General features: G+C 67.4%; 17 protein-coding genes. 6 read left to right on the top strand and 11 right to left on the bottom strand.

Annotated elements, in window-relative coordinates; all coding sequences use genetic code 11:
- Positions 1 to 142: 142 nt before the first annotated feature.
- The 3 genes from P7D22_RS00705 to P7D22_RS00695 form a co-directional block, all read right to left on the bottom strand.
- On the bottom strand, positions 143 to 1,315 hold the full coding sequence (locus P7D22_RS00705) for a cell wall hydrolase (RefSeq protein WP_319932271.1): 1,173 nt from the start codon (positions 1,313 to 1,315) through the stop codon (positions 143 to 145).
- Positions 1,316 to 1,510: 195 nt separating this feature from the next.
- Positions 1,511 to 2,557, bottom strand: coding sequence for a glycosyltransferase family 4 protein (locus P7D22_RS00700; protein ID WP_319932270.1), 1,047 nt, complete (start codon positions 2,555 to 2,557; stop codon positions 1,511 to 1,513).
- Positions 2,557 to 3,354 (bottom strand): UDP-2,3-diacylglucosamine diphosphatase, encoded by a 798-nt coding sequence (locus P7D22_RS00695; RefSeq protein ID WP_319932269.1) that lies wholly within the window; start codon positions 3,352 to 3,354, stop codon positions 2,557 to 2,559. Before P7D22_RS00695 ends, P7D22_RS00700 begins: the two co-directional genes overlap by 1 nt.
- A 275-nt stretch (positions 3,355 to 3,629) precedes the next feature.
- Between P7D22_RS00695 and P7D22_RS00690 the strand changes: the two genes are divergently transcribed.
- On the top strand, positions 3,630 to 4,247 hold the full coding sequence (locus tag P7D22_RS00690) for a helix-turn-helix domain-containing protein (protein ID WP_319932268.1): 618 nt from the start codon (positions 3,630 to 3,632) through the stop codon (positions 4,245 to 4,247).
- A gap of 23 nt (positions 4,248 to 4,270) precedes the next feature.
- On the opposite strand, the gene dgcA is transcribed toward P7D22_RS00690, so the two are convergent.
- The gene (gene dgcA, locus P7D22_RS00685) at positions 4,271 to 5,254 is read right to left on the bottom strand and encodes an N-acetyl-D-Glu racemase DgcA (protein WP_319932267.1); all 984 of its coding nucleotides are present in this window, start codon (positions 5,252 to 5,254) and stop codon (positions 4,271 to 4,273) included.
- Positions 5,255 to 5,266: 12 nt separating this feature from the next.
- Positions 5,267 to 13,408, bottom strand: coding sequence for a hypothetical protein (locus tag P7D22_RS00680; protein ID WP_319932266.1), 8,142 nt, complete (start codon positions 13,406 to 13,408; stop codon positions 5,267 to 5,269).
- A gap of 228 nt (positions 13,409 to 13,636) precedes the next feature.
- Between P7D22_RS00680 and P7D22_RS00675 the strand changes: the two genes are divergently transcribed.
- The 3 genes from P7D22_RS00675 to P7D22_RS00665 all read left to right on the top strand — a co-directional run bounded on the left by P7D22_RS00675 (position 13,637) and on the right by P7D22_RS00665 (position 15,518).
- The gene (locus P7D22_RS00675; RefSeq protein WP_319932265.1) at positions 13,637 to 13,999 is read left to right on the top strand and encodes an Hpt domain-containing protein; all 363 of its coding nucleotides are present in this window, start codon (positions 13,637 to 13,639) and stop codon (positions 13,997 to 13,999) included.
- 57 nt (positions 14,000 to 14,056) lie between these two features.
- Positions 14,057 to 14,377, top strand: a complete 321-nt coding sequence (locus P7D22_RS00670; protein ID WP_319932264.1) for a 2Fe-2S iron-sulfur cluster-binding protein — start codon at positions 14,057 to 14,059, stop codon at positions 14,375 to 14,377.
- Positions 14,378 to 14,633: 256 nt separating this feature from the next.
- A complete protein-coding gene (locus P7D22_RS00665) occupies positions 14,634 to 15,518 on the top strand; it encodes a sulfite oxidase heme-binding subunit YedZ (protein WP_319932263.1) in 885 nt (294 codons plus the stop codon).
- Positions 15,519 to 15,563: 45 nt separating this feature from the next.
- Here the strand turns inward: P7D22_RS00665 and ilvA are convergent, their stop codons facing one another.
- The 4 genes from ilvA to P7D22_RS00645 all read right to left on the bottom strand — a co-directional run bounded on the left by ilvA (position 15,564) and on the right by P7D22_RS00645 (position 20,315).
- On the bottom strand, positions 15,564 to 17,177 hold the full coding sequence (ilvA, locus tag P7D22_RS00660; protein ID WP_319932262.1) for a threonine ammonia-lyase, biosynthetic: 1,614 nt from the start codon (positions 17,175 to 17,177) through the stop codon (positions 15,564 to 15,566).
- Positions 17,178 to 17,182: 5 nt separating this feature from the next.
- A complete protein-coding gene (locus tag P7D22_RS00655) occupies positions 17,183 to 18,244 on the bottom strand; it encodes a YcjF family protein (RefSeq protein ID WP_319932261.1) in 1,062 nt (353 codons plus the stop codon).
- Positions 18,241 to 19,710 carry a YcjX family protein gene (locus P7D22_RS00650; RefSeq protein ID WP_442915994.1) on the bottom strand — a complete coding sequence of 490 codons (1,470 nt, stop codon included), beginning with the start codon at positions 19,708 to 19,710 and terminating at the stop codon, positions 18,241 to 18,243. Before P7D22_RS00650 ends, P7D22_RS00655 begins: the two co-directional genes overlap by 4 nt.
- A 95-nt stretch (positions 19,711 to 19,805) precedes the next feature.
- Positions 19,806 to 20,315, bottom strand: a complete 510-nt coding sequence (locus tag P7D22_RS00645; protein WP_319932259.1) for a SixA phosphatase family protein — start codon at positions 20,313 to 20,315, stop codon at positions 19,806 to 19,808.
- Positions 20,316 to 20,511: 196 nt separating this feature from the next.
- On the opposite strand from P7D22_RS00645, the gene dksA reads away from it, so the two are divergent.
- Positions 20,512 to 20,931, top strand: a complete 420-nt coding sequence (dksA, locus tag P7D22_RS00640; protein WP_319932331.1) for an RNA polymerase-binding protein DksA — start codon at positions 20,512 to 20,514, stop codon at positions 20,929 to 20,931.
- Positions 20,932 to 21,040: 109 nt separating this feature from the next.
- Here dksA and P7D22_RS00635 read toward each other — a convergent pair whose 3' ends face one another.
- Entirely contained in the window at positions 21,041 to 22,228 is a 1,188-nt protein-coding gene (locus P7D22_RS00635) for a hypothetical protein (protein WP_319932258.1), read from the bottom strand.
- Positions 22,229 to 22,496: 268 nt separating this feature from the next.
- On the opposite strand from P7D22_RS00635, the gene cckA reads away from it, so the two are divergent.
- Positions 22,497 to 25,028 (top strand): cell cycle histidine kinase CckA, encoded by a 2,532-nt coding sequence (gene cckA / locus P7D22_RS00630; protein ID WP_319932257.1) that lies wholly within the window; start codon positions 22,497 to 22,499, stop codon positions 25,026 to 25,028.
- Here cckA and P7D22_RS00625 read toward each other — a convergent pair whose 3' ends face one another.
- Complete coding sequence (locus tag P7D22_RS00625; protein WP_319932256.1) at positions 25,029 to 25,580, bottom strand: RBBP9/YdeN family alpha/beta hydrolase; 552 nt, start codon at positions 25,578 to 25,580, stop codon at positions 25,029 to 25,031.
- Positions 25,581 to 25,668: the final 88 nt, after the last annotated feature.

Below are 25,668 nucleotides of genomic sequence, written 5' to 3'. Positions count from 1 at the left end.
GACACCGTCTTGTTCTACCGGACGGGATCGATGCGCAAGAGCTCGCTGCAGGTCTGGCCGCGGTGGTTCACCGGATCACCGAGGCTGAATTCCTGATCGCGACTGAGAACCGGCCTAGCCGCCTTGAGCACAGGGTAGCGCTTCAGGTCTGGCCCGGCCTCAGCTTGTAAAAGATATGGTTACCGATCTTGTCGGCCCGCACCAGGCGGCGAGCCCAGCGCGGTCGCACGTAATTGGCGTGGTAATGGGTCGCGTCACCGATGTCGGACACATAGGCGGCGCCCTCCAGAACTTCGCGCGCGACCCGCGCCGCACGGCTCCAGGCCGCCGGCTCGGTGACGTGGAGCGCGTGGCCTTCGCACGCGAAGGAAAACTGGCAGGCGTTGCGGCGCTGCTGGTTCTGGAACACTACGCCACAGATCGAGGCAGGGTAGAGCCCGCTCATGGCGCGGTTGAGCACCACCTGCGCCACGGCGGCCTGCCCTTCTTCGGGCTCGCTGCGTGCCTCGAAATAGACGGCCTCGGCCAGACAATGTTGTTCCGCCGCGGCGTTTTCGCCGCTGAGGAGCGCCGCATAGGTCGGCGTTGGCTCGACCACGCCCATCACCACGGTGGTGCCGCTTGCCAGTACGCCGTTCGTGCCGCGGGAGAATTTCGGCAAGGGCGCGATCTGGATCGGGGTCGAGCCGGCTTCGACCGGCGTGGAGGAGGCGAGGACCGAGGCGCGGGTCACGGCGGGCGACGACCCGTCCTGGTGAGACGGCTGGGTTGTGCCGGTGCCGCCAGCCGACGGGGAAGCGGCCGCAAAGGATTGCCGCGTCGTCAAGGCGACGCCGTCGGGGAGGGGCATAAAATGCGCCACGCTGTCGGGTCCAGGCGGCGCATCGCCGGGCGGGATCAACTCATGCGGCGGCGCTCCGTCGTCGCCGTCGGCGAAGACGACCGCGGCGCGGACGTAGTCCGGCAGGGCTCCGCGCCGTCGGAGACCGATCTCAAAGGTGGGACGCAAGCCGATCGAGGGATCGCCCTTGGGGGCGCGGTTCACCTCCGGCACAGAGCCATGGTCGGCTTTGACGACAATGCGGGGGTCGGTCTCGTCGGGCGTGGCATCGAGATCCGGTCGGCTGCCGACATTGAGCCGGGCCTCCCGCACGATGCCGTCGCGGGCCAAAGACTGCAGACTGTCGCGCACGCCCGCATCAAAAATGTCCATGGCGGGAACCAGCACGCCCGGTTGGCCGAGCCCGACGGCGCTCAGCGTCGCACGGGTGGCGCCGATCACCGGATCCTGGCCCGCATCGGCCACGAAGGACATCAACAATCCGATCGCCAAGCACCAGGGCGCAACCGTCCAACCGGCCCAGAACAAGGGGCTGTGGGATCGGACCCGTGATCGAACCGCGACGCGCCTGCGGGCCATGCTGCTTCCCGACGGCCGTCGCCCCGCTGCCCGAACGGCATCGACGAAAACCACATCGCCGATTTATCGGTGCGCAGGCTTGACGAAACGTTAAGGCGTCGAGGCCAGCGGCTCGGCACGAGGTGCGGCCCGGGTGTAGGTGCGCGCGGCCTCGATGTTGGCCAGGAACTGCCGGGTGCTTTCGGTCCAGGAGAATCGCATCGCGTGGGCCCGCGCTTGCGCCTTGGGGATCGCGAGGGCCGCCAGGCAGGCAGCACGGAGGTCGTGGCTCAGCACGCCGGCGCCGCTCGTGCCGATCACGTCGAGCGGGCCGCCGGCCGGGTAGGCCGCAACCGGCAGGCCGCTCGCCAGGGCTTCCAGCAACACAATGCCGAAAGTGTCGGTGCGGCTCGGAAAGACGAACACATCGGCGCTGGCATAAAGACGGGCCAGATCTTCTCCGGTGCGGGTGCCCAGGAAGGTCGCACCGGCATGCCGCGCCTGCAGCTCCGCCTTGGCCGGGCCGTCGCCCACCACCACGCACGACCCCGGCAGGTCGAGCGACAGGAATTCGTCGAGGTTTTTCTCGACCGCGACGCGCCCGACCGACAGGAAGATCGGCCGCGGCAGGTCGAGAATCGATATCTCGCGCGGATGGTAGAGCGAGGCATCGACACCGCGCGACCATCGCATCACCCGTTGAAAGCCGCGGCCGGTCAGCTCGTCCGCGAGGCCATCGGTGGCGACCATCACGCCGTGGCTTGCATTGTGGAACCAGCGCAGCGCCGCGAAGGTCAGGCCGCGCGGCACCGGCAGGCGGGCCGCGAGATAATCCGGAAAACGCGTGTGAAAGCTGGTCGTAAAAAGGCGCCCCTGCCGCAGGCAGGCACGCCGCACCGCCAATCCGATGGGACCTTCGGTGGCGATATGGACATGATCGGGTCGGATCGCCTCGAGGTGGCGGCCCATCGCGGTGGCGCCCACCAGCGCGAGCCGGATGTCGGGGTAGCTCGGCAAGGCGATGGTCCGCCGACCTTCCGGCGTGATCATCGTCACCGCAATGCCGATACGGCCCAGTTCCGCGGCGGTCGCCTGCAGGGACCGCACCACGCCGTTGACCTGGGGATGCCACGCGTCGGTGGCGATGGCGAGGCGCATCAGGCGTATTCGGGTTCGGCGATCTCCCCCAAGCCTTCCGGCTCCCGTTGCGGTCGCAGCGCCCTCCATTTGAGGATCTCGAGAGACCCGTCGAAATGTTCCGCGACGGCGGTGCAGCTTTCCACCCAGTCGCCCGTGTTGACGTAGCTGACGCCATGCAGGTCGCGAATGACCGCGTGATGGATGTGGCCGCAGATGATGCCGTCGAATCCATGCTTCGAGGCATACTCCGACAAGACGTCCTCGAAGGCTCCGATGAAGTTGACGGCGTTCTTCACCTTCAGCTTGGCCCAGGCCGAGAAAGACCAATAGGGCAGCCCTAGCTTGCGCCGGCCGTAGTTGAAGTACGTGTTGCAGAACAAGGCCGCCTGATAGGCCCAGTCCCCCAGAAAGGCGAGCCAGCGGGCATGGCGGATGACGATGTCATATTCGTCGCCATGAGTGACGTGGTAGCGGCGACCCGCAGCCGTCACATGGGTGGCGTTGCGCACCACCTGGATGCCGCCCATGCTCAGCCCGGCATAATCGCGCGCAAAGTCGTCGTGGTTGCCCGGAATAAAGATGATGCGGCAGCCCTTGCGGGCTTTTCGCAAGAATTTCTGGACGATGGTGTTGTGGGCTTCCGGCCAATACCAGCCGGACCGCAATTGCCAGCCATCGATGATGTCGCCGACCAGATAGATCGTCTCGGCATCGTTGTGGCGGAGGAAGTCGAGGAACAGTTCGCCCTGGCACCCCTTGGTGCCGAGATGCAGGTCCGAGATGAACAGCGTGCGAAATCGCGCCTGGGGCTTCATGGCGTCATCCGGCTCCTCTCGCGTCGAGGCGTCGTCAGCTAGGCCAGCCCCACGTGGCATGCGTGTGACGCTCTTGGGTGTCGTCGATCCGAAGGGGTCGCGGTGTGTTTTTCGAAGCACGGCGCGCGTCAGGGCCTCGATCACCATGCGGTTTGCCGCGGCGTCACCGTCCCGCCCTTCGCGCACCCTTGTCCGCCCATGCGTTCCGTTCTGTATTTCGAACGATTTCGTATAGTATGAGGAACACTGTTCATACGACCAGGATGGATTGCGACATGGGTGTCGAAGGCAGGGACAAGGCTCGCGTGCTCGAGGCCGGCGCCCTGGCCTTGACGGGGCAGCTCGGCAAGACCGTGCAGCGCCTGCGCAAGACCTACAACATGTCCTTGTCGGAATTGGCCGAGCATTCGGGCGTCGCGAAGTCGATCATCAGCCAGATCGAACGCAACGAAACCAACCCCACCCTCGCCACCATCTGGCGCCTGACGCAGGCGCTCGACGTGTCGATCGACCGGGTGTTGCAGGGCGCGGACGACGACGCCTTCGTGGCCAAGACCACGCGGGCCGACACCCCCATCCTGGTATCCGACGACGGCCGCTGCCGGCTCGCAATCATCGGCTGGATCAAGACGGTCGACTGGCTGCAATGGTACGATTTTGCCGCCGACCCAGGCGGGCAGCTCGAATCGGAAGCGCATCAACGCGGCTCGATCGAGTGTCTTTCGGTGCTCGACGGAGAACTCGAGGTCGAAGTCGCGGGGACGCTCGATCGGGCCAAGGCGGGCGAAACGCTGCGCTACCGCTGCGACCGGCCGCATGTGATCCGCAACTGCGGTCCCGTCACCGCCCATGCCACCATGGTGTGCATCTTGAAGGCCGCGGTCATGGATTGACCGGCCGCCCGCGTCGCGGCTTCTCATCCCCAGAGGTCAGCGGTCGGAGGGTGGATGATCGAGCCGTCATAGTGCAGCCCCGGGTCCCGGTCTTGCGCCAGAAGCAGCGGCCCATCGAGATCGACGAACCGGGCCCGGGCCGCCAGCAGCATGGCCGGCGCCATGGCGAGCGATGTCCCTACCATGCATCCGACGAAAAGTCCGAAGCCAAGCGCCTCGGCTTCCGTGCAGACCGCCAAGGCTTCGGTGAGGCCCCCCGTCTTGTCGAGCTTGACGTTGATCAGGCCGTAGCGGTCGCGGAGCGCAGCCAGGCCCTCACGGGTATGGACGCTCTCGTCGGCGCAAAGCGGCACGGTCGTGCGGATTGTGGCCAGCAGAGCGTCCTGCCCGGCCGGGAGCGGTTGTTCCACCAGGGCGACGCCGGCTTTCTCGCAGGCCGCGAGGTTCTCGGCCAGAGTATCGGAAGTCCAGCCTTCATTGGCATCGACGATCAGCGTCGCCTCGGGTGCCGCAGCCCGCACGGCCGCAATCCGGGCCACGTCTCCGTCACACCCGAGTTTGATCTTCAACACGGGACGGTGGGAGGCAGCCGCCGCAGCCGCAGCCATGCGGTCGGGGCTATCGAGCGAAAGCGTAAAGGCTGTGGTGGCCGGCGCCAACCGATGCAGCCCCGCCAAGCTGGCGACCGGAACCTCGAGGCGCTTCGCTTCGAGGTCCCACAAGGCGCAATCGACCGCGTTGCGGGCCGCCCCGGCGGGGAGCAAACCCTGCAACACGCCCCGCGAGGCACCCGCTTCCAGTTGCGGCCGGATCGATTCGATCTGGGCCACCACGCTTTCGAGGCTTTCCCCGTATCGTCCATAGGGCACGCATTCACCGCGCCCGCGAACCCCATCCTGCATCACGGTCGCCATGACGACGACGCTTTCCGTTTTGATGCCGCGGGCGATTGCGAAAGGCTGCGCCAGAGCGAAGCGCTCCACCGCAACCGTCAGCACCCGCCTCATCGGTCGAGCCGCCTAGTCAAGCCGGCCCGCCGCATGAGCCAGCATGGCGTAGACCTTGCCGGTATCGGAGGCGAGGTAGCTTCGTGACAGATTGCCGTCGCGATCCTGCGGCTCGGCTTCGCGCAGCACCCGTTCGAACTCCTCCGTGTAGCGCAACACCGTGTCGCGGAATGCAACGTCGCTGCGAACGCGGCGCCGAATCTCCTCGAGCGTCTGCTGGCCTGCCGCCGTGTAGACACGACGCCCGAAAGCATTGCTTTCGCCCCGACGGTAATGCTCCCAGGCGTCCATCAGCGCGTCCGCGTTGATGAGCTTGGTCACATCGAACGACAGGCTGTGGAGCGGTTCCTCGCCGTTCGCGGCCGGCGGCGCAACAGCCTCGCCGTCGCCATCGCCATCCTCGGCCGAAGCCCTGGCCAGAAGATCGGACAGCCAGCCGCCGTTGCGGTCCACGGGTGCGGCGCGTGTCGGAGCAGCCGAGCGGGTCCGCGCGGCGTCACGCGCCGGACGGACCGGCGGGGTCGAGGGGCGCAGATCCAAGGCCGGCGCCACGGGCTCCCGGGTACCGGCGTCACCGGCCTGGCTTGCGGCTGCCTCGAAGCTTGGCGACACGCGTCCCAACAGGTCGGTGAGCGACGCAAGCGTCCGCACCTGCTCGTCGAGAACCGTGCGAACCTGCCGGGCCTGATCGGCCGTTTCGCGGGGGAGATCGACCGTGATGCGCTTCAGGTCGTCCCGCGTCGCGGTCAACTCGCGCTGCAAAGCCGCCGCCATTCCGCGCACTTCCGTCGAAGACTGGCGGAACTTCTCGAGCGTCTTGCCGAACATGCCGCCAACATCAGTGACGGCCTGCTCGAACAACCCGCTGAGTTCCACGGCCGCGTCCTGCCGCACCTGGGCGGCCTGAGCCCCGAGGGTGTCGAACTGCTGCGCGATGATGCCCTGCGCATGCCGGGTCGCCTCGACGACGCTGGCTTCGAGCTGACGGGTTTGCTGGCCCGTGTGGCTCACCGCGTCTTCGATCCGACCGGAGAAGCTGTGCATCAGGCTGCCGAGGTCCTCGGTCCGCTGGCCCAGGGCATCGAACAGCCCTTCGAGGGCCAGCCGGCGCCGTTCGACGTCACCGTCGAGTTCCTGCTGCACATGGGCCAGCGTGCGGGCCGCGGTGACGAGCGAGCGATGCTGCGCTTCGATCGATTGCGCGACGCCATCGGCGTCCTGCACCGTCGAGGCCGCGGCCTCGCTGACGGCTTCAAGCCGTCCCGCCACATCGCTCACCGATCCTTGCAGACCGTTGATGCGTGCCGCGAGCGTGCGATCGACCGCCGACAGCTTCTCACCCGCAAGGACAATCAACTGCCCCAGCGAGGCGGTGGCGCCAGACACTTCATCGAGGAGGCCGCCCAGTTCGACCCGCAACCGCTCCGTCGACCCCGAGACGGCGCCTACGTTCCGATCGACCGAAGCATCAAGCAGATGCTGCAGGGCACCGCCGGCATCGCGTAGACCACCGGCGAGTTCGGCCTGCCGTTGCGCCAAACGATCCAACAAGGTGACGCTGCGCTCATCGATCGTCGCCGCGATGGCCTGCCCGGCCTCGGCTAGAAGGCGCGAGGCTTGGTTGCCACGCGCGGACAGCAACTCGACGAGCTCCCGTCCCCTTGTGTCGAACAAGGTCTTCAGCGCATCCGAACGGGTCGCGAGAACGGTCTCGAGACCGTGACCGCCCTGTTCGACAAGGCTTGCCAGCGCTTCCAAGCGTCCGTCGAGAGCGGCGTGGACATCGTCGAGCCGTCCCGCGACGGCATCGCGGATCTCGCCCGAGCGGGCGCCGAGCGTATCGTCGAGGTGGCGGGTGGCCTCCGCCAGCACGGTTTCCAAGCTTTGCGTGGTCGTGCCGAGAGACTGCTCGATTTCGCCCGATCGCGAAATCAGCGTTAGGCTGATCTCGGAGCCGCGCGTTCCCAGCACACCGTCAAGGTCGGTCACGGTGCGCCCGAGCACATCCGTCAAGGCGTCGATGTGGCCGCCAAGCGACTGGCCGATCTGCTCAGTGCCGCCGGCGAAAACATCCGCCACATCCCGCGCGTGCCCCGCCAAGGCCGATCCGAGATCGCGCTTCGACCGGTCGAGCATCGTGCCCAGGGCGTCGTTCTGATGTTCGAGCGTCGCGCGCAGACTCTCGGCGCGCTCCTGGAAGTCTGCCTGCACGGCGCTGGCGCGCTCGGTCAAAGCCACACTGCTTTGCATCACCGCGGCGGCATGCTGGCCGAGCGCCACGTCGATGGCGCCCGTGCCGGCCTGTAGCGCCTCGTGAATGGCGCCAGCATGGCTTTCGAACACCTCGTAAGCTCCGCGCACCTCGCTCGCCAGCGCCTGGCCCTGCGCCGCAGCAGCGCTGCGGAGTTCGGCCACCCCCTCGGCCACGGTCTCCTTGATGGCCGCCACATGCGCCATCACAGCGTCATGAATTGTGCCGCCGCGCGACTCGAGCGTCGCCTCGACATCCTGGATGCCTGAACCGAGCAGGCTTTCGATGTCCTTCAGCCTGGCGTCGAGCCCGTCCTGGAGGAAGGCGACCCGGCGCTCCAGGGCGACCCCGATCTGCTCCGATCCGGCGTCGAAGGCGGCCCGGATGCCGGCGACCTGCTGGTCCATCAGGGACGCGATCCCATCGGCGCGGCCATCGAGGGCCGATTGCAGTGCCAGAGCCTGACCGCCGATCAGCCCATCGACGCGTTCGGCGGTCGTCTGCAGCGTGCGTACCGCAGCCTCGCTTCCCGTGTCGAGGCGACCCGCCACGACCTCGAGCCTCGACACGACATGCCCTTCATAGCGTTCGATCTGCTGGTCCATGGCGGACAGCACGCCCCCGGTCCGGCTGCCGAAAGCCTGATCCAGGCTGGAAAGCCGGTCGAACAGCGTGTCAGCCAGCGTGTTGGACCGCGTCGTCAATCGCGCATCCACCTCTGCGGCACGCCGATCGAGGGCTTCCGCCATGTCGCGACCGCCTTCGCCTAGCGCATGGGCCATGTCCATGATGCGCTGCGTCAGCGCCTCATTGAGGGCCGAGGCGCGCGCTTCGAGATCGGTGTCGACCCGCGACATCACGGCATCGAGCGACACCTCGATCATCTGGGCCTTGCCGCCGAGCCGCTCCTCGAAAGCGGTCATCTGTGCTTCGAGACCTTCGGTGGTTTCACGGGCGTGATCGCCCATGCGCGCCACAAGGCCTTCGCCATGCTGGCCAAGCGATTGCTCAACCGCGCCGATGCGCTCGTTGACGGAGCTCACGAGATGGTCGGAATGGCGACCCATGCGGGTGTTGAGTTGATCGCCGCTTTCCGCGAAGGCGCCCTCGATGCGATCCACGTAGCCAGCCAGTCGCGTCCCGATCTCCGACGTCTGCAGGTCGAGGCGCTCGGACAACCGGCCGCCTTCCTGCACCAGCGTCGTCTCGAACCGCGTCAGGCGCTGCGCCAAAGCGTCGTTAACCCGGTCGCCATGCACGCCGATTGCCGCCAGGGCCTCCGTGGCCACCACGGCGAAGCGCTGGCTCATGGTTTCCGCGCCATCGGTGATGCCCGCCAGGGATTGACGTGACGCCGCCAGGAACTTGTCGCGCAACTCGTCGGCCTGCGACACCAGCAGGTCGCGCATCATGCCTTCGCGTCCATCGAACGCGAGGGCGAGATCCTCGATCGTGCGTTCCATGCCGCTCCGGGCGAGGGCTGCCCGCTCTTCGATCAAGCTGGCGATGCGCTCGCCCGCCTGTTGCAGCAGGTCGGTGCATTCGCCCGCCAGGGTCGCCATGCGCCCTTGTGTTTCGGCGAGGGCCGCGTGGCGGGCATCCAGCAGCGCATCGATGGCTTGCCCCGACGTGTCGAGGAGCGCACGGGCCGACGACAGCCGGTCGTCCAGCACGATGGCGAACCGGTCGCCCGCCACCGCCAGCTCCTGCGATTTGCGCTCGATCACGGCCGCCAAGGCGGTTTCGGAATCGGCGAGATGCTGGCGCGTCGACGCGGAGGTCTCGTCCAGAACGGCTCCGACCCGCTCGCCCACCGACAGGATGTCACGGGCGCGATCTTCCATCAGGCGACCGATGTTCTGCTCGGTGATGTCGAGAGCACGCTGGGTTTCGCCCGACTTGCGGTCGAGTTCGGCCAGGAACCGCTCGCTGCTGCCGTTGAGCGCCGTCGTCCGGGCATCGAGCAACGAGGCGAAAGCGTCTTCGGATGCACTGAGCGCCAGACGCGCGGCTTCGACCTTACCGTCGAGCACGGTCGCGAGCGCGTCCCCGACATCCGCAAGGGCGCCCGAGCGCGCATCGACCAGGGTCGACAGATGGGCCTGCGCCGCATCCAGCGTCTGCTGCGCCGCGACGACTGCCTCCTCGAAGCGCGCTGCGATTCGTTGGCCCGCGGTCGACAGATGTTCCTCGCGTCCCGACAACACCTGCTCGAAGGCTTCCTGGGTGGTGAGCAGCGCACCCTGGCTCGCAGCGGTCCGCTCATCCAACAGCGTGACGAAGTCCTCACCGGCCACGCGGATCTGCTGTTCGCGGTCGGCCAAAAGCCGCTCGATGTCCTGCCCGGCCGCGGTCAGGCTTTGGCGGTTGGCATCGCTGCGCTCATCGATGACGGCGGCGATCCGCTCGCCGATCGCGGCCAGTTCGTCGGTCCGATCGACGAAGAACCGGTCGAGCGCGCCTTCCGACAAGCCAAGCGCCTGCCGCATCGCCTCAAGGCGCTCATCCAGCACGGCTGCAACATGGTCGGTCGACACCATCAGGTCGGCCACGCGCGTGTCGAGCAGCGCATTGACGGCACCATGGGCGGTCTCGAGCGTTGCCCGGGCGTCAGCGATCCTGTCGTCGATCTCATTGGCGACACGCTGACCGACATTGGCGAGCGCTGCGCTGCCGCCATCGTCGATGCGGGCCACGGCCTGTTCGAGCGCCGCGAGCGTTTCGCCACTGCGGGCCGCATGAGCGTCGAGCAAGGCAACCAGACGCTCGCTCGAGCCGGACGCCTCGGCGGTCCTGCTGTCGAGCAGTTGCGCCATGTCGCCATGCAGGCCCTCGAGCGTGGTCCGCAACGTCGCGACCTTGGTTTCCAAGTCGGCAGCGACGCGGCCACCGGCCTCGACCACCGCCGTCGTGTTGGTGCGGCCGGCATCCTCTGTCACCGACGCGAAGAGCGCGACGGTCTCGGCCATGCGCTCGGCATGAGCGGTGAAGAGGCCGGACATCGTGGTGTCGAGGTTGCCGAAATCGGCCACACGCGCGTCGATCAGCCGGCCGATCTCGGTCTGGGCGGCCGCGACATCGTCACGAAGCGCTGACACCTTGCCGTCCAGCATCCGGGCCAGCCGATCGCCAGCCGCCGACATAGCAATCCCGCCGGTTTCGCCGAGTGCTGCGAGACGCGTTTCGGCATCGGCCAACGTCGCGTCGGATGCGGCCGCATAGGAATCCAGCATGGCGACGAGACGCGCCTGAGCGGCCTCGACCTGCTGGCCACGGTCTTCCAAGGCGCGCAAAACGGCGTCCTGCGACGACGCGAGCGCCGAGCCGGTCGCTTCGCTGCCAGTGCGGAACTCGGCGACAATCCGATCCCCGGCCTCGACTAGATTCTGGCCGCGCTCCGCGAACAGGCGCTCCATATCGTCGTTGGCGGCCGTCAGGGCCGTTCCGAGAACGTCGGCCTGATGCCGGACGAGACCGGACAGCCGGTCCTGCGCCAGGGCAAGCGCGTCCGCCTGCTGGTTCACCGAGTCGTCGTGCAGAGCCATGATCTCCGCCATCGTGGTGCGCTGGCCCGCGAGCCGCTCCTCGAACTCGGCGGCAATGCGCTCGGCCGTGGCCGCGAGGCCGGCCTCATGGGTCGCAAAAGCCTGATCGAAGTAATGGGCAAGCCCGTTCAGGTTGCCCTGGGTCAGCGCGGCGGAGTCCTGCAGGCCCGCTACGGCCTCATCGACCTTTGCCGCGATTGCCGAGCGCTTGTCTTCGAACACAGCCTCGAAGCGATCGGCCTGCTGTTCGGACAGGTGAGCCAGATGATCCGTGACGGCGGCAAGCTGGTCGCGCTGCTCGGCAGCCGTGCGGTCGATCGCCACCGCCAGATCGGCGGTGCCGGACCTTGCATCGTCGGCCCGGGCGTCGAGAAGCGTCATCAGGCCCGCGTCACGCTGCGTCAGTTCGGTCAGATGCGTTTCGAAGGCAGTCCGCAGGGCTGTGGTCGCCTCCTGCAGAGCCAGCTCGACACGGGCAATGCGATCAGCACTGTCGCGCTCGATGCGCGCAGCCGTTTCACCGAGGGTCGCGTGGTGGCCGTCCAGGTCGTGGCTGAGACCGCCCGCTATCGTGGCATAGCTTTCCCGCATGCCGGCTGCCTGGGCCGCAAAGGCGTCGGCGGCTTCCGCATGGCGCGACGACAGGGTCGACAGATGGGCGTCGAACAAGCCGCGCAGCGTCGAACCCGCAGCCTCGACCGTGTCACGCAGGCGTTCGGTGCCTTCTGCGGACGCCGAAGCATAGAACTGGCCGGCATCGCGCAGGCTGTGCCCATGGGCCTCGAACGTGCTGGCAAGGTTGGACGCGGCGCCGTCCAGGGCGACCTGAATGGCGGAAGATCGATCGTCGAGCAGCGTGCGAATGCGATCTTCGACCGCCGCAAGCCCCTCCTGGCGCTCGTCGAAGACCGCTGCGAGGCTGACATTGGAATCCTGCACCGCCGCCTTGGCGGCCGCGGTCCGATCTGCCAGCAGATCCGCCACGCGGCTTCCTGCCGATTCCAGCGTTGCGGCGAGGTCGCTGCCCCGTACCGCGACCGTGTCGTGCAGGCGATCGTTCGTTTCGGCCAAACGCGCCACCAGCGAGGTACCGTGCGTGGCGAGGGTTTCCGTGACCCTGGCGCCGGCGGCCTCGAGCTCGGCCGCAACATCGCTGCCCTGCCGATCGAAGCGACCGACGAGGTCTTCGCCCGCCTGCTTCAGCTTGGCATCGACCTGATCGACGCGGCTGCCGAGCAATTGGGTGACGCTGTCGGTGGCATGGCTCAATTGTGCAGCCACATCGGCGCTGGTTCGCTGCAGCTGCTCCACGAGGTCGCTTCCGTGCGCCGCAAGGTCGCGGCTGACGGAGCCGTTGGTCTGCCCCAGGGCTTCGGAAATGTCCTCGGCTCGTGCGCTGAGCGAATCGGCCACACGGTGCCCGACCTCCTCCACCGTCCGGGCGATGCGATCGCCCGCGTCGTCGAGCTGGCGTCCCAGCATCTCATTGGCCGAACCGATTGCGGCGCGAACGCGCTCGGCGTTGAGCACCACGGCCTCACGCTCGCTTGCGAGCCCGTCCACCAGGGCGCGGATGCGCCGTTCATTGTCGGAATACGAGCGCTCGAGATTGCCGACCTCGGTTCGCACCATGGCTTCGAGCTCGCCGGCTCGCGCCAGGGCGCGCTCCAGGCCGTCGCCCATGGAGGCGACTTCGCGCCGGATCGCCTGCGACAAGGTGACGACCTGGTCGCCCGCCACGGCTTCGGGCTGCAACAGTCGCAAGGCCACCTCGGCGACAGAGCGGGTCGCGACGCGGAGTTCCTGCGCCCGGCGCAGCATGGAAGCGGCAAGGATGATGAACAGGATCGGGCCGAGGGTCAGGCCCGACACGATGCCCCATTCGGGGCGTGAGAATGTGGTGCGCAGCGGCCCCGCATGCTCGTAGATGCGCCAATAGATGAAGTAACCGCAGACCGCGAGCCAGGCGATGGCCAGCAGGGTCGCCATCGTGCCGATGCCGCGGCCCGGCGCGCTCGTAAGGCCGGGCGCAATCGGACGAGCAAAGCGAACGTCGTCATTGGCAGGTTGACGGGATGGATCGGCCCGACGAGGCACCGGGGCGTCGACGAGGCTTTCGCGCGCCGCGCCCACGAAGGCAGGCCCGGTCCCGGAAAAATCGCGGCTTTCGCTTTTGACGGGCGGCGAAGCCGTGGTGCCGACGTCGGCATCGTTCTTGGTGGCACCGGGCAAGGCTGGAACATCGAGCCCCGTCGCTTCGGGCAAGTGTTCGCCATCGAGTTTGGCCAGATTAAGGGCTTCCTCAATGGCCAGGAGCGCGGCTGCCGCGGGATCCCTGGCTTGGTTCTGCACGCTCATTCTCGCCTCATACGCAGACGGAGAAACGGCCCCTGCCACAGGACCGTCTTGGCATCTCCCGACAAAAGCCACCGAAGCACGCCGCCGCGCCGGGACCAGGGAGACACTCCATTAACCACATCGCAGTGTACTCCTGCCATGCCATTCTGAACACCAGCAGAGCCGCTCATCCACAAACGTCGTTAATCCTCGCGGCGATGGCGGGGCGGACGGGCCGGAGACCCCCGTGTGATCGATCTCGAACATCTGGCGCGGCAAACGGCAGGGGATCTGTCCCTGCAACACGAGTTGCTGACCTTATTCCAGACGCAGCTTGATGAGCTGCGGGATTGCGTCACGGCGGCCACGCAGCGACCTCACGTCACGCTGGAGGCTACCCTGCACCGTGTTCGGGGCGCGGCGGTAGCGATCGGGGCTTTCGGGCTGGCTGAAGCACTGGGCCGCGCCGAGGCTATCTGCGATCAAGAGGCGCTGTCTCCTCTCCAATCTGCGACGCTTGTCGCGGTGATCGAAGCAACGCGCACCGAGACCACGGGTTTGATCGCCGCGTCAGCACCCCAACGTCTCGCCAAGGCTGGGGAAAGTCGGTAAGAGCCTGCCGAACGGCTGCACCACGCGGCCGAATGCGATTGGCGAGACCGGGCCGGCATGGCGCAGATTACCTTCATCGACTCCGCGGGACAGGCCAGGACGGTCCAGGGCGACAATGGCGCCACCGTCATGGAGACGGCGATCCGCAACGGCGTGCCCGAGATCGAGGCTGAGTGCGGTGGCGCCTGCGCCTGCGCGACCTGCCATGTCTATGTGGAACCCGATTGGGCCGACAAGGTCGGCAAGCCTCAGCCGATGGAAGAAGACATGCTCGACTTTGCCTGGGAGGTGAAGCCGACGTCCCGACTGTCGTGTCAGATCAAGATCAAGCCGGAGTTGGACGGTCTGGTTGTCCGCACGCCGTCGCAGCAGGGCTGAAGCCCGAGCGAAGGTCGAGGCCGATGCGCACTGCCTCAGCGACGCGTGGCCCGCGCTTCTGGGGGAAAGCGCGGGCCGTCGCCCTTCCTGCGAAGGGAGAGTTCTCGGCCGTCTCGAATGAGGGGGCTGGTACGGCCGGGAACTCGGTCAAAGTTACGGGTCGTAGGGCCGAGGGTTTCAGGCCGATCGATAATTTCCGGGACGGGCGGGGAAGCGACATCCTGGCGCTCGACGGCTTCTCGCGTCGGGGTCGAGCATGAGCGTCGCGTCTTCCGTTCCCCGGCTGGCCCAGCCGCTGTTCGACCGGTCCGGCCGATGGTCGTGGCTGAAATCCGCGACATTCGTCGCCCTGTTCCTTCCCGGCCTTTGGATCGCGCTCAGCTGGCAGCAGGGCTGGCTCGAGCCGAAGCCCGTGCTCGAGGCCATTCATGGCAGCGGTCAATGGGCCGTGCGACTGCTGCTGGTGTCGCTGCTGGTCTCGCCCTTGCGCCGGATTGCACGGTGGAACCGCTTGATTCTGATCCGGCGTATGCTGGGCTTATCGGTTCTGGCCTATCTGCTGATCCATTTCGCGCTCTACGTCGTCGACCTGCGTTTCGATCTCGCGCGCGTGGCCAGCGAAATCGCATTGCGGATCTATCTGACGATCGGCTTCGTGGCGTTGGTGGGCTTCTGTGCGCTTGGCGCCACCTCCACCGATGCGATGATCCGCCGGATCGGACCCGAACGCTGGAACGGGCTACATCGGGTTGTCTACGGGCTGACCATCCTCGGCCTCCTGCATTTCTTCATGCAATCGAAACTGGACGTCACACAGCCGACCCTGGTGGCGGGGTTCTTCCTGCTTTTGATGGGACAACGGCTGCTGACGCGCCTGCGTGTCGGCGACCACTGGGCCGCGCTGCTGGCCCTGGCGCCTGCGGCCGGGGTAGCGACGGCGCTGCTTGAAGCCGCGTGGTACCGGTTCGCCAGCGGCGTTCCACCCCTACGCGTGCTCGAAGCCGATCTCGACTTCAGCGACGGTCTGCGTCCGGCCTGGTGGGTGGCGATCGTCGGGTTGGGTTTCGTGGTGCTGCGCGTGGCGCGACCCTTGTGGGCGGATCGCGGCAGAGCGTCGCGGCCGCAACGACGGACCGCCTGACAGGCCGCTCGTCGAGCGGTCTGCGTCAGCAGCAAAGAGGCTTCACTAAGCCGGCGATTCGGCCTTGCTGCTCGGGTGGCTCGGGCCCGGCCCGTTCGGTTGCGCTTCAGTGCCGGCCAGAAACATGCCGTAGGCCGGGTTTTCGGTTTCAGACCAGCACGGGTAGTCGAGGTCCTCGAGGAAGCGCTCGAAGAGGGGATAATCTGCCGGCGGCACCCGGATGCCGGCTAGGACGCGGCCGTAGTCGGCGCCGTGGTTGCGGTAATGGAACAAGGAAATGTCCCAGGTGCCGGCCATCCGGCTGAGAAAGTCCAGCAAGGCGCCGGGCCGCTCGGGAAACTGGAATCGGTATAGCAGCTCATCCGGGATGGCGCCTGCGCGGCCGCCCACCATGTAGCGGATGTGCAGCTTGGCGAGCTCATTGTCGGTCATATCGACGACCGGGTAGCCGGCCTGGCTCAGCTCGGCCAACAGTGCCTGCTTCTCGGCCACGCCGCGCGTCAGCTGCACGCCGAGGAAGATCTGGGCCGACGCGGCATCGGCATAGCGGTAGTTGAACTCCGTCACGGCGCGGTTGCCGAGCAGGCCGATCAGTTCGCGATAACTGCCAGGGCGTTCCGGGATGGTGACGGCCAGCAGGGCTTCGCGATGCTCGCCGATCTCGGCCCGCTCGGCCACATGGCGCAGCCGGTCGAAGTTCATGTTGGCGCCGCTGTTGATGGCGATCAGGCTGCCGGCGCCCTCCGGGCGGCGTTCCGCATAAACCTTCAAACCCGCGAGTGACAGCGCACCGGACGGTTCCGCGATGGTCCGGGTGTCGTCAAAGATGTCCTTGATGGCGGCGCAGATGGCATCGGTGTCGACCAGGATCACGTCATCCAGCAGGGCATGGCAGAGGCGAAAGGTTTCCTCGCCGGCTTCCCGCACCGCCACGCCATCGGCGAACAGCCCGACGCTGTCGAGCTTCACCCGCCGTCCCGCCTGAAGCGCCGCCGCCATGCCGCCGGCATCCACCGGCTCGACGCCGATCACCTTGATCTCCGGCCGCAGGTATTTGGTGAAGGCCGCGATGCCGCTGGCAAGACCGCCGCCGCCGATCGGCACGAAGATGGCCTCGATGGGATCGGCGTGCTGGCGCAGGATCTCGAGACCAACCGTGCCTTGGCCGGCAATGACGTCCGGATCGTCGAACGGATGGATGAACGTCAGGCCGCGCTCATGTTCGAGCGTCTTGGCGTAGGTCAGGGCCTCGTCGAAGGCGTTGCCGACCAGCAGCACCTGAGCGCCCCGGTCCTCCACGGCCCGCACCTTGATGCCGGGCGTGGTGCGGGGCATCACGATCGTGGCCGCGATGCCGAGCCGCTGGCCCGCGAAGGCCACCCCCTGGGCGTGATTGCCGGCCGAAGCGCAGACGACGCCGCGCTGCGCTTCATCGGCGGTCAAGCTCGCCATCTTGTTGAAGGCGCCGCGAATCTTGAAGGAGAAGACGGGCTGCTGGTCTTCGCGCTTGATCAGCACCGGCCGATCGAGGCGCTTGGCGAGGCGCGGCAGCGGATCGAGGGCAGTCTCGATCGCGGCTTGATAGACTTTCGAGCCGAGGATGCGCTTGGCATAGGCCTCGAGGTCGGGCAGGGGCGGGGGCGACGTTTCGCTGGTCATGCGCTTCAGCTATCCTGACTGGCGCCGAACAGGAAGGGCGCCACGTCCTTGACGCCCGGTTGCGGCCCTGCCGCGAACGGCATCGGCCGGCAGACCGCCATCGCCGACAAGCCGACGCGTGTCGTCAGCAGCCCGTTCAGCACCCCTTCGCCGAGCCGCGCCGACAGCTTGGCCGCGATGCCGTGCCCGACCACCTGCTGCAGCAGACTGTCGCCGATCGCCATGCCGCCCGTGACGGCCAGGTGGGCTCCGACCGACCGGGCCAGCTTGACGAAGCCCAGGAACCCGGGCCGGCCGCTATAAAGCTCGGCTACGCGGCGGATCAGGCGGATGATCTGGCCGACGACGAAGACGAGGTCGAGGATGGCCCGGGGGCTGATCGCCGTCACCAGCGAAACGCGCTTGGCCGCTTCCGCGATCTCGCGCGCCACGGCGGCATCAATCGGGTGCAGCAGCAGGCGTTCGGTAATATCCAGAAGGTCGCGTCCATCGACAATCTCGCCAGTTGTCCGGGTGATCTCGGCCCGGGCCGCGGCGGTCGACGAACGCTGTGCGTACAGGGCCGCAAGCTCGCCGACCAGACGTCGCGCCGCATCGGTGTCGTCCGCCAGATGGGCGGCAGCGAGCGCCGCGTGCAGCTTGGCGACATGCGCCTGGCGAAAGACGCCGATCACCTCGCGAATCGTCAAGGCCAGCAGCGCCAGCACCACCAGGGCCGCGAGCGCCACCGCGATCCAGCCGAGCCCCGCCGCCCGGCTGAACAGCTGTTCGATCAGCCCATCGATCCACAAGCCGATCCCAAGCGACACGAGGCCGCCGAGCGCGGACCAGAACAGCCCGCCCCAGCCCAGACGAAACCAACCCAGCATGCCGCGCCGCTGCGCCATCTCGACCACCGCCTCGTCGACCGGCAGCGCGACGGGCTTCAGCTCATAAGGATCGGGCTGCAGTTCGATTTCGATCTGCGGCGGCTTGGAAACAGGTTGCGCCATGGCGGCTTCCGCCACCTGACCCTGCGGGTCGAGCCGGAACGCCCGCGGGCGGGCGCGGCGGTCGTCGGCCGTCATGCGAGCTTGTCTCCGATCAGGAACTGCAGGGCGCGGTCGAGCCGGATGTGGGGGAGCGGCTTGGCCTGCCCCCCTTCGCCGGACTGCGCCACGGGAGGGCGGAAGCGCACGAAGCGGTAATCCGCCTCCGTATCCGGCACCGCCAGGGCATCGCCCCGCAAGGCGCGGCGCGGATCGGCCGGCAGTTCGCCCGGAAAGATCGCCGCTTCGGCGACGCCGTCGAACAATTCGCCGTCGACGCGCTCTCCCGCGAGCGGCGTCCCGATGATGGCTTCCAGCTGGGCGCCATCATGCGTCACCCGGGCCTCGCGGGTGGCCCGGGTGGCCGCAAGCGCGATCACGTCGATCTTCGCGCCGACATCCTCGGCCCGGGTGATGGCCCGTGCGGTCAACACCCGCAGGATGGCCTCGAGCCGGTCATGGCTCGTGTGGTGCAGGTGGTCGGCCTTGGTGGCCGCGAACAGAATGCGGTCGATGCGCGGCCGGAACAGCGAGGCCAGCCGCGACGCGCGACCGGCGCGAAAACTCTGCATCACGTCGCCGAGCGCCACCTGCAGGTCGCGCACCGCGGACGGGCCGGAGTTGAGGGCGCCGAGCGCGTCCACCAGGACGATCTGCCGGTCGAGCCGGGAAAAGTGGTCGCGAAAGAACGGGCGTACCACGTGGGTCTTATAGGCCTCGTAGCGGCGCTCCATCATACCGGCCATGGTGGTGGCGCCGTAAGCAGCCCCCTCGGTGACCGGTAAGGGCGCGAAGGTCAGAGCCGGAGAGCCTTCGAGTTCGCCAGGCATCAGGAAGCGGCCCGGAGGCAGGGTCGACAGCGCGTAGCGGTCGGATTTCGAAGCCCGCAGGTAGGCGGTGAAGCGTTCCGCCTGATGTCGGGCTGCGGTTTCGGAGAACGCGTCTTCCAGACGCAGCCCCTGCAGGCCGCCGCGCCAGTCGGCCGCGAGGCCCGCCCGCCCGGCCTCGGCACTGGCCTCCAGGGTTTCGCGCGACCACTGGGCGAAGCTCTTGTCGAGCAGCGGAAGGTCGAGCAGCCACTCACCCGGATAGTCGATGATGTCGAGCGTCAACGAGCCCGTGCGCGACCGCCAGCCGGCTTGCCGCTCGAATTCGAGATTGATCCGCAGTTCCGAGATGCGACGCGTTGATTCGGGCCAGTGACGGTCGAGCGTCAGTGACGCGAGGTGGTCTTCATAGGTGAAGCGCGGGATGGCATCGTCGGGCTGCGCCTGAAGCGTGGCCGAAGTGATGCGCCCTTCCGCGCTGGCGCGCAGCACGGGAAGCCGCCCCCCTGCGGTGAGATTGTGGACGAGGCTGGTGATGAACACCGTTTTGCCGGCCCGTGACAGGCCCGTCACCCCGAGCCGCAATCCCGTGCCGCCCATGTAATCGGCGACACTGCGGGCCGTGATCTGGGCTTCGCTCAACAGGTTGGAGAAGAAGGTCACGGAGCGTTCCGGCATTCCTGGTGGCAGGCCCAGGCTGCGGACGCCGCCGGATCGACCGCTATGTGGAGAGGCGGGGCGGCTTTGCCCAGGGGCGATGCGCTCCGCGTCGGTCAGTCCTGGTCCGGCTTGCCATCGAGGACGCCGACCAACACACACGCGTGCGGCGCCAATCCGGCCCAATCCGAGTCGAACCGGAACAGCGCCGCCTCGGCCGTCGCGAGACCCTGGGCCAGCCGCGCCGGATCCGATGCAGGGCCACCCGCCGCCAACAGGGCCGCCAAAACGCTGATGCCCGGATTGTGCCCCACCAGCACCGCACCGGGAAGGCCCGGCGGCAAGGCGCGCAGCAGGCTCAGCAATGCCTCGGGATGCGCCTCATAGATGGCTTCTTCGATCGTCACATGGGCCGGCTCCCAGGTCGGAAAGGCCAGTGCGGCGGTTTCGCGGGTCCTGGCGGCGTCGGAAACCAGCAAGGCAGTGCCGGACGGCAGGAGTTGGGTCAGCCGTTCGCCGACCGCCGTCGCGGCGCCACGCCCCGCTTGACTTAAAGGTCGGGCATGATCGCCACCGGGCGCTTGCTTGGTCGCTTCGGCATGGCGGAGAAGGGCAAGAACCGTCATGGCCTGCCATAGCGCAACCGCCAAGGCCGGCAAAATGCTGGACGATCAGGGATTGTGCCGCCTGAGCGCGGCAGCGAAGACACGCTGCGGCATCAACGAACGATTAAGTCATGTGCGAGCAATTGTACGCTCGGTCCTCGCCGACTATAAGGGCGCCGCGTGGATGACGTCCGGGCCAGGGAGGCCAGCGTTGATGATGTTTTCCAACCTTTTGGGCGACGCCTACAAGCCGTCCGACGAAGAAATGTTCATGAACGATCGCCACCGGGATTATTTCCGGCGGAAGCTGATCGCATGGAAGGACGACATCCTTCGCGAAAGCAAGGAAACGCTCGCTGCCCTGCAAAGCGAGAACGAGAACCATCCCGATTTTGCCGACCGGGCTTCGTCGGAAACCGATCGATCCATCGAGCTTCGCGCCCGCGACCGACAACGCAAGCTGATCTCCAAGATCGATGCGGCGTTGAGCCGGATCGATGAGGGCACCTACGGGTATTGCGAAGAAACCGGCGATCCGATCGCGCTTCGTCGTCTGGATGCGCGCCCGATCGCGACCTTGTCGGTCGAGGCGCAAGAGCGGCACGAAAAGCGCGAGCGCATCTACCGCGACGATTGAGAACGCCGACCGGCCGCGTGCCGCCGCCGATCAAACGGAGTGATCGAAGCAAACAAAAAGGGCAGCGCCACGATGGCGCTGCCCTTTTTGTTTCAAGACCGGCCGGGTGTCAGCTGTCCGAGCCCGATGGGTCGGGCGGCGGCATGGGCCGCCCCAGAAGTTTCGCCATCTCTTCCTCGAGCGACCCGAGCGAAGGAAGAGGCGCGCGCGGTGCCGCCTGAGTCGGCGCGGCGGGTGGCGGGCTCGAGGGCGTCGTGGGACGGGGTGGCACCGCGCGGGTCGGTGCCGATGGCGTCGTGGCAGGGCGCGGTAGCGGCCGGGCCACGGAAGGCACGGGCGCAGCGTTGTCCTCGCCGGTGGTCGGACGCGGCAGCGAAGGACCTGGGCCGACGCCCCGCGTCGCGTCTGCAGGCGAAGCCGCGTCCTCGGTGCGGCCGACCCTGATTGCGGGCGCCCGACCGAGCGGGCTCGACTCGCGCGGCTGATCGGCGTTCTTGTCCCGGTCGGGCGCAGACACCGGGGCCGGGTCGAGCGGTCGCCCGAGCGCTGGCTCCTGGCGTCCGCCTCCATTCTGGCCCGAAGCGGGAGCCGGGGCGTTTGGCGTGGCGCGCGGCAGATTGGTGCGCGGCGTCGGAGTCGAGACCGGCCGTGTCACGGGCCCTACGGGCGGCCGGGGCGGCAGGCCGGCACCCGGGCGAGGGGTCGTTTGCACGGGCCGGGCGGCTGCGGGCAGCGTCGCGGCCGTCGGCAAGCGGGTTTCTGGCGTCGGCTGGCTTGAAGGAGCCGCTTCGGGCGCCCGCGACGACGATGAAGGGGCCATGCCGGGGTCCGACACGACCGATGGTCGCGGCTCGGCCGGCATCGGCATCGGAACACCCGGCCCGCTCTCGAGGCCTGCGTTCGGCAGCATCGGTGCCAAGGCCGGAACGGCGGTGGGTTGCAGGGCCAGGACTGGCTGCACCGGCGCTTGTTGCGCGACCGGGGCCGGAATGCCGACGGTCGGGCTTACGCCTGCGTCCTTTTCGCGCCCCGCCAGCATCGCCGGCGTTCGTACGATGGCGGCTTCCACCAGGACGTCGTTGGGTCCACCGATCATCAGCAGATGTTCGACATTGTCCCGCCGGATCAGCACGAGCTGGCGCTGGCGGTCGAGATCGAAGGCGTCCACCACGCCGAGGCGCGGCTGACGTGTCCGCCCGCCCGACATGTGCAGGCGTCGTCCGAAGATCAACCTGAACAACGCCACCCCGACCGCAAGGATGACCGCGATCGCAGCCAGCACAATGCCAATGGCCAAAAGCCTGTTATTCGCAAAAAGATCACTGAACGACTGCATCAGGCTTCCAACTCAACAACCTGGTTCGATCCGACCCACAAGGTTTCTACGCTATAGCGGCTCGGGACCGACGTGGTAAATGAGCCCTAGCGTTGCGAAGGCGATTTTTGTGTGTGCAGAGTGCGCACCGGACGCGCCCACGCGACGGCGGAAACTTAACGGTTCCCCCAGCTTTTTCGACCATGCTGGCATCGCGGCCAGTTCCACATGGTGACCGTCCCTGGATCAGATGACTGACACTTCCCTGCGAGCCGTGAACCGTGGCGGCCGGACCGGCAGCCCGGGGCTGGTGCTGTTCCTGGCCTTGTGCCTCGTGGCGGCGGCCGTGTCCTATTCGCTGTTGCCGCAGGACGACGCGGGACGGCTGACCCTTGCGCTGCTGGCGCTGCTGGCCATCGTCGGCTTGATGGCCCTGTTCTTCTTCGCCGTCGGGTTCCTGCAGGTTTCCAGCCAGGCGGGCTCGAACGACCTGACCAAGACCGTGGCCGACACGTCGCCCGAGGGTCTGCTGATCTCGGAGGACGGCGGCCGCATCCTTTATGCCAACGAATCCTACATGGCGATGTCGGGCACGCGAGACGGCGTCGGGCTGCGCGGCGTCGAGCGGCTCTTTGCGGGCTCGCCGGACGTGTCCGAGGCCGTGTACCGGCTGGCTCAGGCGGCGCGCGACCACAAGCGCGGCACCGAGGAAATGCGCTTGTCGCCCGCCCTGGTGGGCGAGGCGGCCGTCGGTTGGTACCGGGTCCGCGTGCGGCCCATCGGCTATCAGGGCCGCGACGCAAGCCTGTGGACCGTGGCCGATGTGACGCGCGAGCGCGAGCGGCACGAGAACGTCTTCCAGGAACTGCGCCACGCCATCGATTATCTCGATCATGCGCCGGCAGGCTTCTTCTCGGCCGAGCCGGATGGCCGCATCTCCTATATGAACGCCACGCTGACGGCTTGGCTCGACTACGACCTCGCCCAGGTCGGTTCGGGTGGCTTGTACGTCACCGATCTGATCGCCGCCGACGGCGCCGCCATGCTGACCGCTATCGCGGGAGCCCCGGCCGAAGTGAAGACCGAGCAGTTCGACATCGACCTGAAGCGCCGCAACGGACAGCGGCTGCCGGTCCGTATCCTGCACCGGGTCGCCTTCTCGCAGGACGGCATCCCCGGCTCATCGCGGACGCTGGTCATCAACCAGGCCCCGGGCGAGACCCCGAGCGAGGATCTGCGGGCCATCGAGGTGCGCTTCGCCCGCCTGTTCAACTCGACCCCGATGGCGATGGCGTCGGTCGATGCCGCCGGCACGGTGACGCGATCGAACGCCGCCTTTGCCAAGCTGTTCGGAGACCGGCTGCGCGGCGGCGAAGCTGGACGCGCCATTTATGCGGGGCTGATCGACCGTGACCGCGCCGCCCTGCAGGCTGCCGTAGCGGCGGCCGTGACGGGCAAAAGCGATGTGGCGCCCGTCGACGCCAGCCTCGACGGCCCCGGCAACCGCGCCGCCCGCTTCTATGTTTCGGCCGAGGACGAGCGCGAGGGCGGCCGCACCGCCAGCATCTTCGCACTCGACACCACCGAACAGCGCACCCTGCAGGAAAGCTTCGCCCAGGCACAGAAGATGCAGGCCATCGGCCAGCTGGCCGGCGGCGTCGCGCATGACTTCAACAACGTGTTGACCGCCATCATCGGCTACTCGGACCTGCTGCTCGCCAACCATCGGCCGACCGACCCGTCCTTCCAGGACATCATGCAGATCAAGCAGAACGCCAACCGGGCCGCCGGTCTGGTGCGTCAGCTGCTGGCCTTTTCGCGACGGCAGACGCTGCGCCCGGAGGTGATCCAGTTCGGCGAAGTGTTGGCCGAGCTGCAGAACATGATGCGCCGCCTCGTCGGTGAGAAGATCGACATCGACGTCAAGCACGGCCGCGACTTGTGGCTCGTCAAGGCGGACGTCAACCAACTCGAGCAGGTCATCGTCAACCTGGTGGTCAATGCTCGCGATGCGATGCTGGAAGGCGGTCGCGTCACGGTGCGGACCCGCAACGTGGCGGCTGCCGAAGCCGCCGGCTTCATCACCGAAGTGGCGAGTGCCACCGCGGTCGATTGTGTGATGGTCGAGATCGAAGACAACGGTCAGGGCATTCCGCCCGATGTGCTGCCGAAGATCTTCGAACCCTTCTTCACCACCAAGGAGGTCGGCAAGGGTACGGGCCTCGGCTTGTCGACCGTCTATGGCATCGTCAAGCAGACCGGCGGCTTCATCTTCTGCGATTCGACGGTCGGCATCGGTACCACCTTCCGCATCCTGCTGCCCCGCTTCAAGCCGGCCGACAAGCCTGCCGTCGAGGAGGTCGACCCGAAGGCTGTCGCCAAGCCGGTCGGCGCCGATCTGACGGGTCGCGGCACCATCCTGCTGGTCGAGGACGAGGAAGCGGTGCGGGCCTTCGGGGCTCGGGCCCTGACGTCGCGCGGCTACACAGTGCTCGAGGCGGGCTCCGGCGTCGAAGCCTTGCAGGTGGTCGAAGACAGCGACACCCTGCCGGACATCATCGTGTCGGATGTGGTGATGCCCGAGATGGATGGCCCGACCATGCTGGGTGAGCTGCGCAAGCGCGGCATCAAGGCCAAGATGATCTTCGTGTCCGGCTATGCCGAGGATGCCTTCGAGAAGAACCTCCCCGAAGGCCAGGAATTCACCTTTCTGCCAAAACCCTTCTCGCTCAAACAGTTGGTCGAGACGGTCAAGGAAGCGATGGAGCCTGATCCGACCTGATCACAGCTTCGACAGGAAACCTGCGAAGCTCATCAGACCTTCGGGCCAGGGCCCATGCCCCGACTCGCTGTTGATATGTCTGGCTGCGCCGGCATCGAGCAGCGTCGCGCCCCAGGCTTCCGCCATCGCGGCCGCGGCCGGCAAGCTGCAATAAGGGTCGTCGCTGCTGGCCACCAGCATGGCGGTGCAGGGCAGCGGCTCTCGCGGGTAAGGGCGAAAGTTTGCCGATACCTCCGGGATGCCGGCGACGCGGGCCTCCTCCGGCGGCGCCACCAGGAAGGCCCCGGCGACGCGGCGGGGAGCAGCGGTCCGCAAGGCAAACACAGCTGCGACGACGCCAAGCGAATGAGCCACCAACACCACCGGCTTCTCCGCGGCGTCGATTGCCAGCAAAATCTGAGCGACCCAGACGTCTCGATCGGGGTGGTCCCAATCGGCCTGGACCACCCGGCGGGCGGCGGACAGCTTGGCCTCCCACCGGGTCTGCCAGTGTTCGGGGCCCGAGCCGCCGAGGCCAGGGACGATGAGGATGTCGGCGTCGCGCGATTTCATACCGATCTGATTCCCTGAACTGGGCGGGAGGGTCAAGCCACCTCGGCGCTGGACAGAAACGCGCGGCGACGTCAAAGCACGGACTAAA

This window comes from Lichenihabitans sp. Uapishka_5 (assembly GCF_033947565.1).
In the GTDB taxonomy this organism is placed as follows: Bacteria; Pseudomonadota; Alphaproteobacteria; order Rhizobiales; family Beijerinckiaceae; genus Lichenihabitans.
Note: the sequence above shows the minus strand (reverse complement) of the source record. Positions and strands in the feature narration are given on the sequence as shown.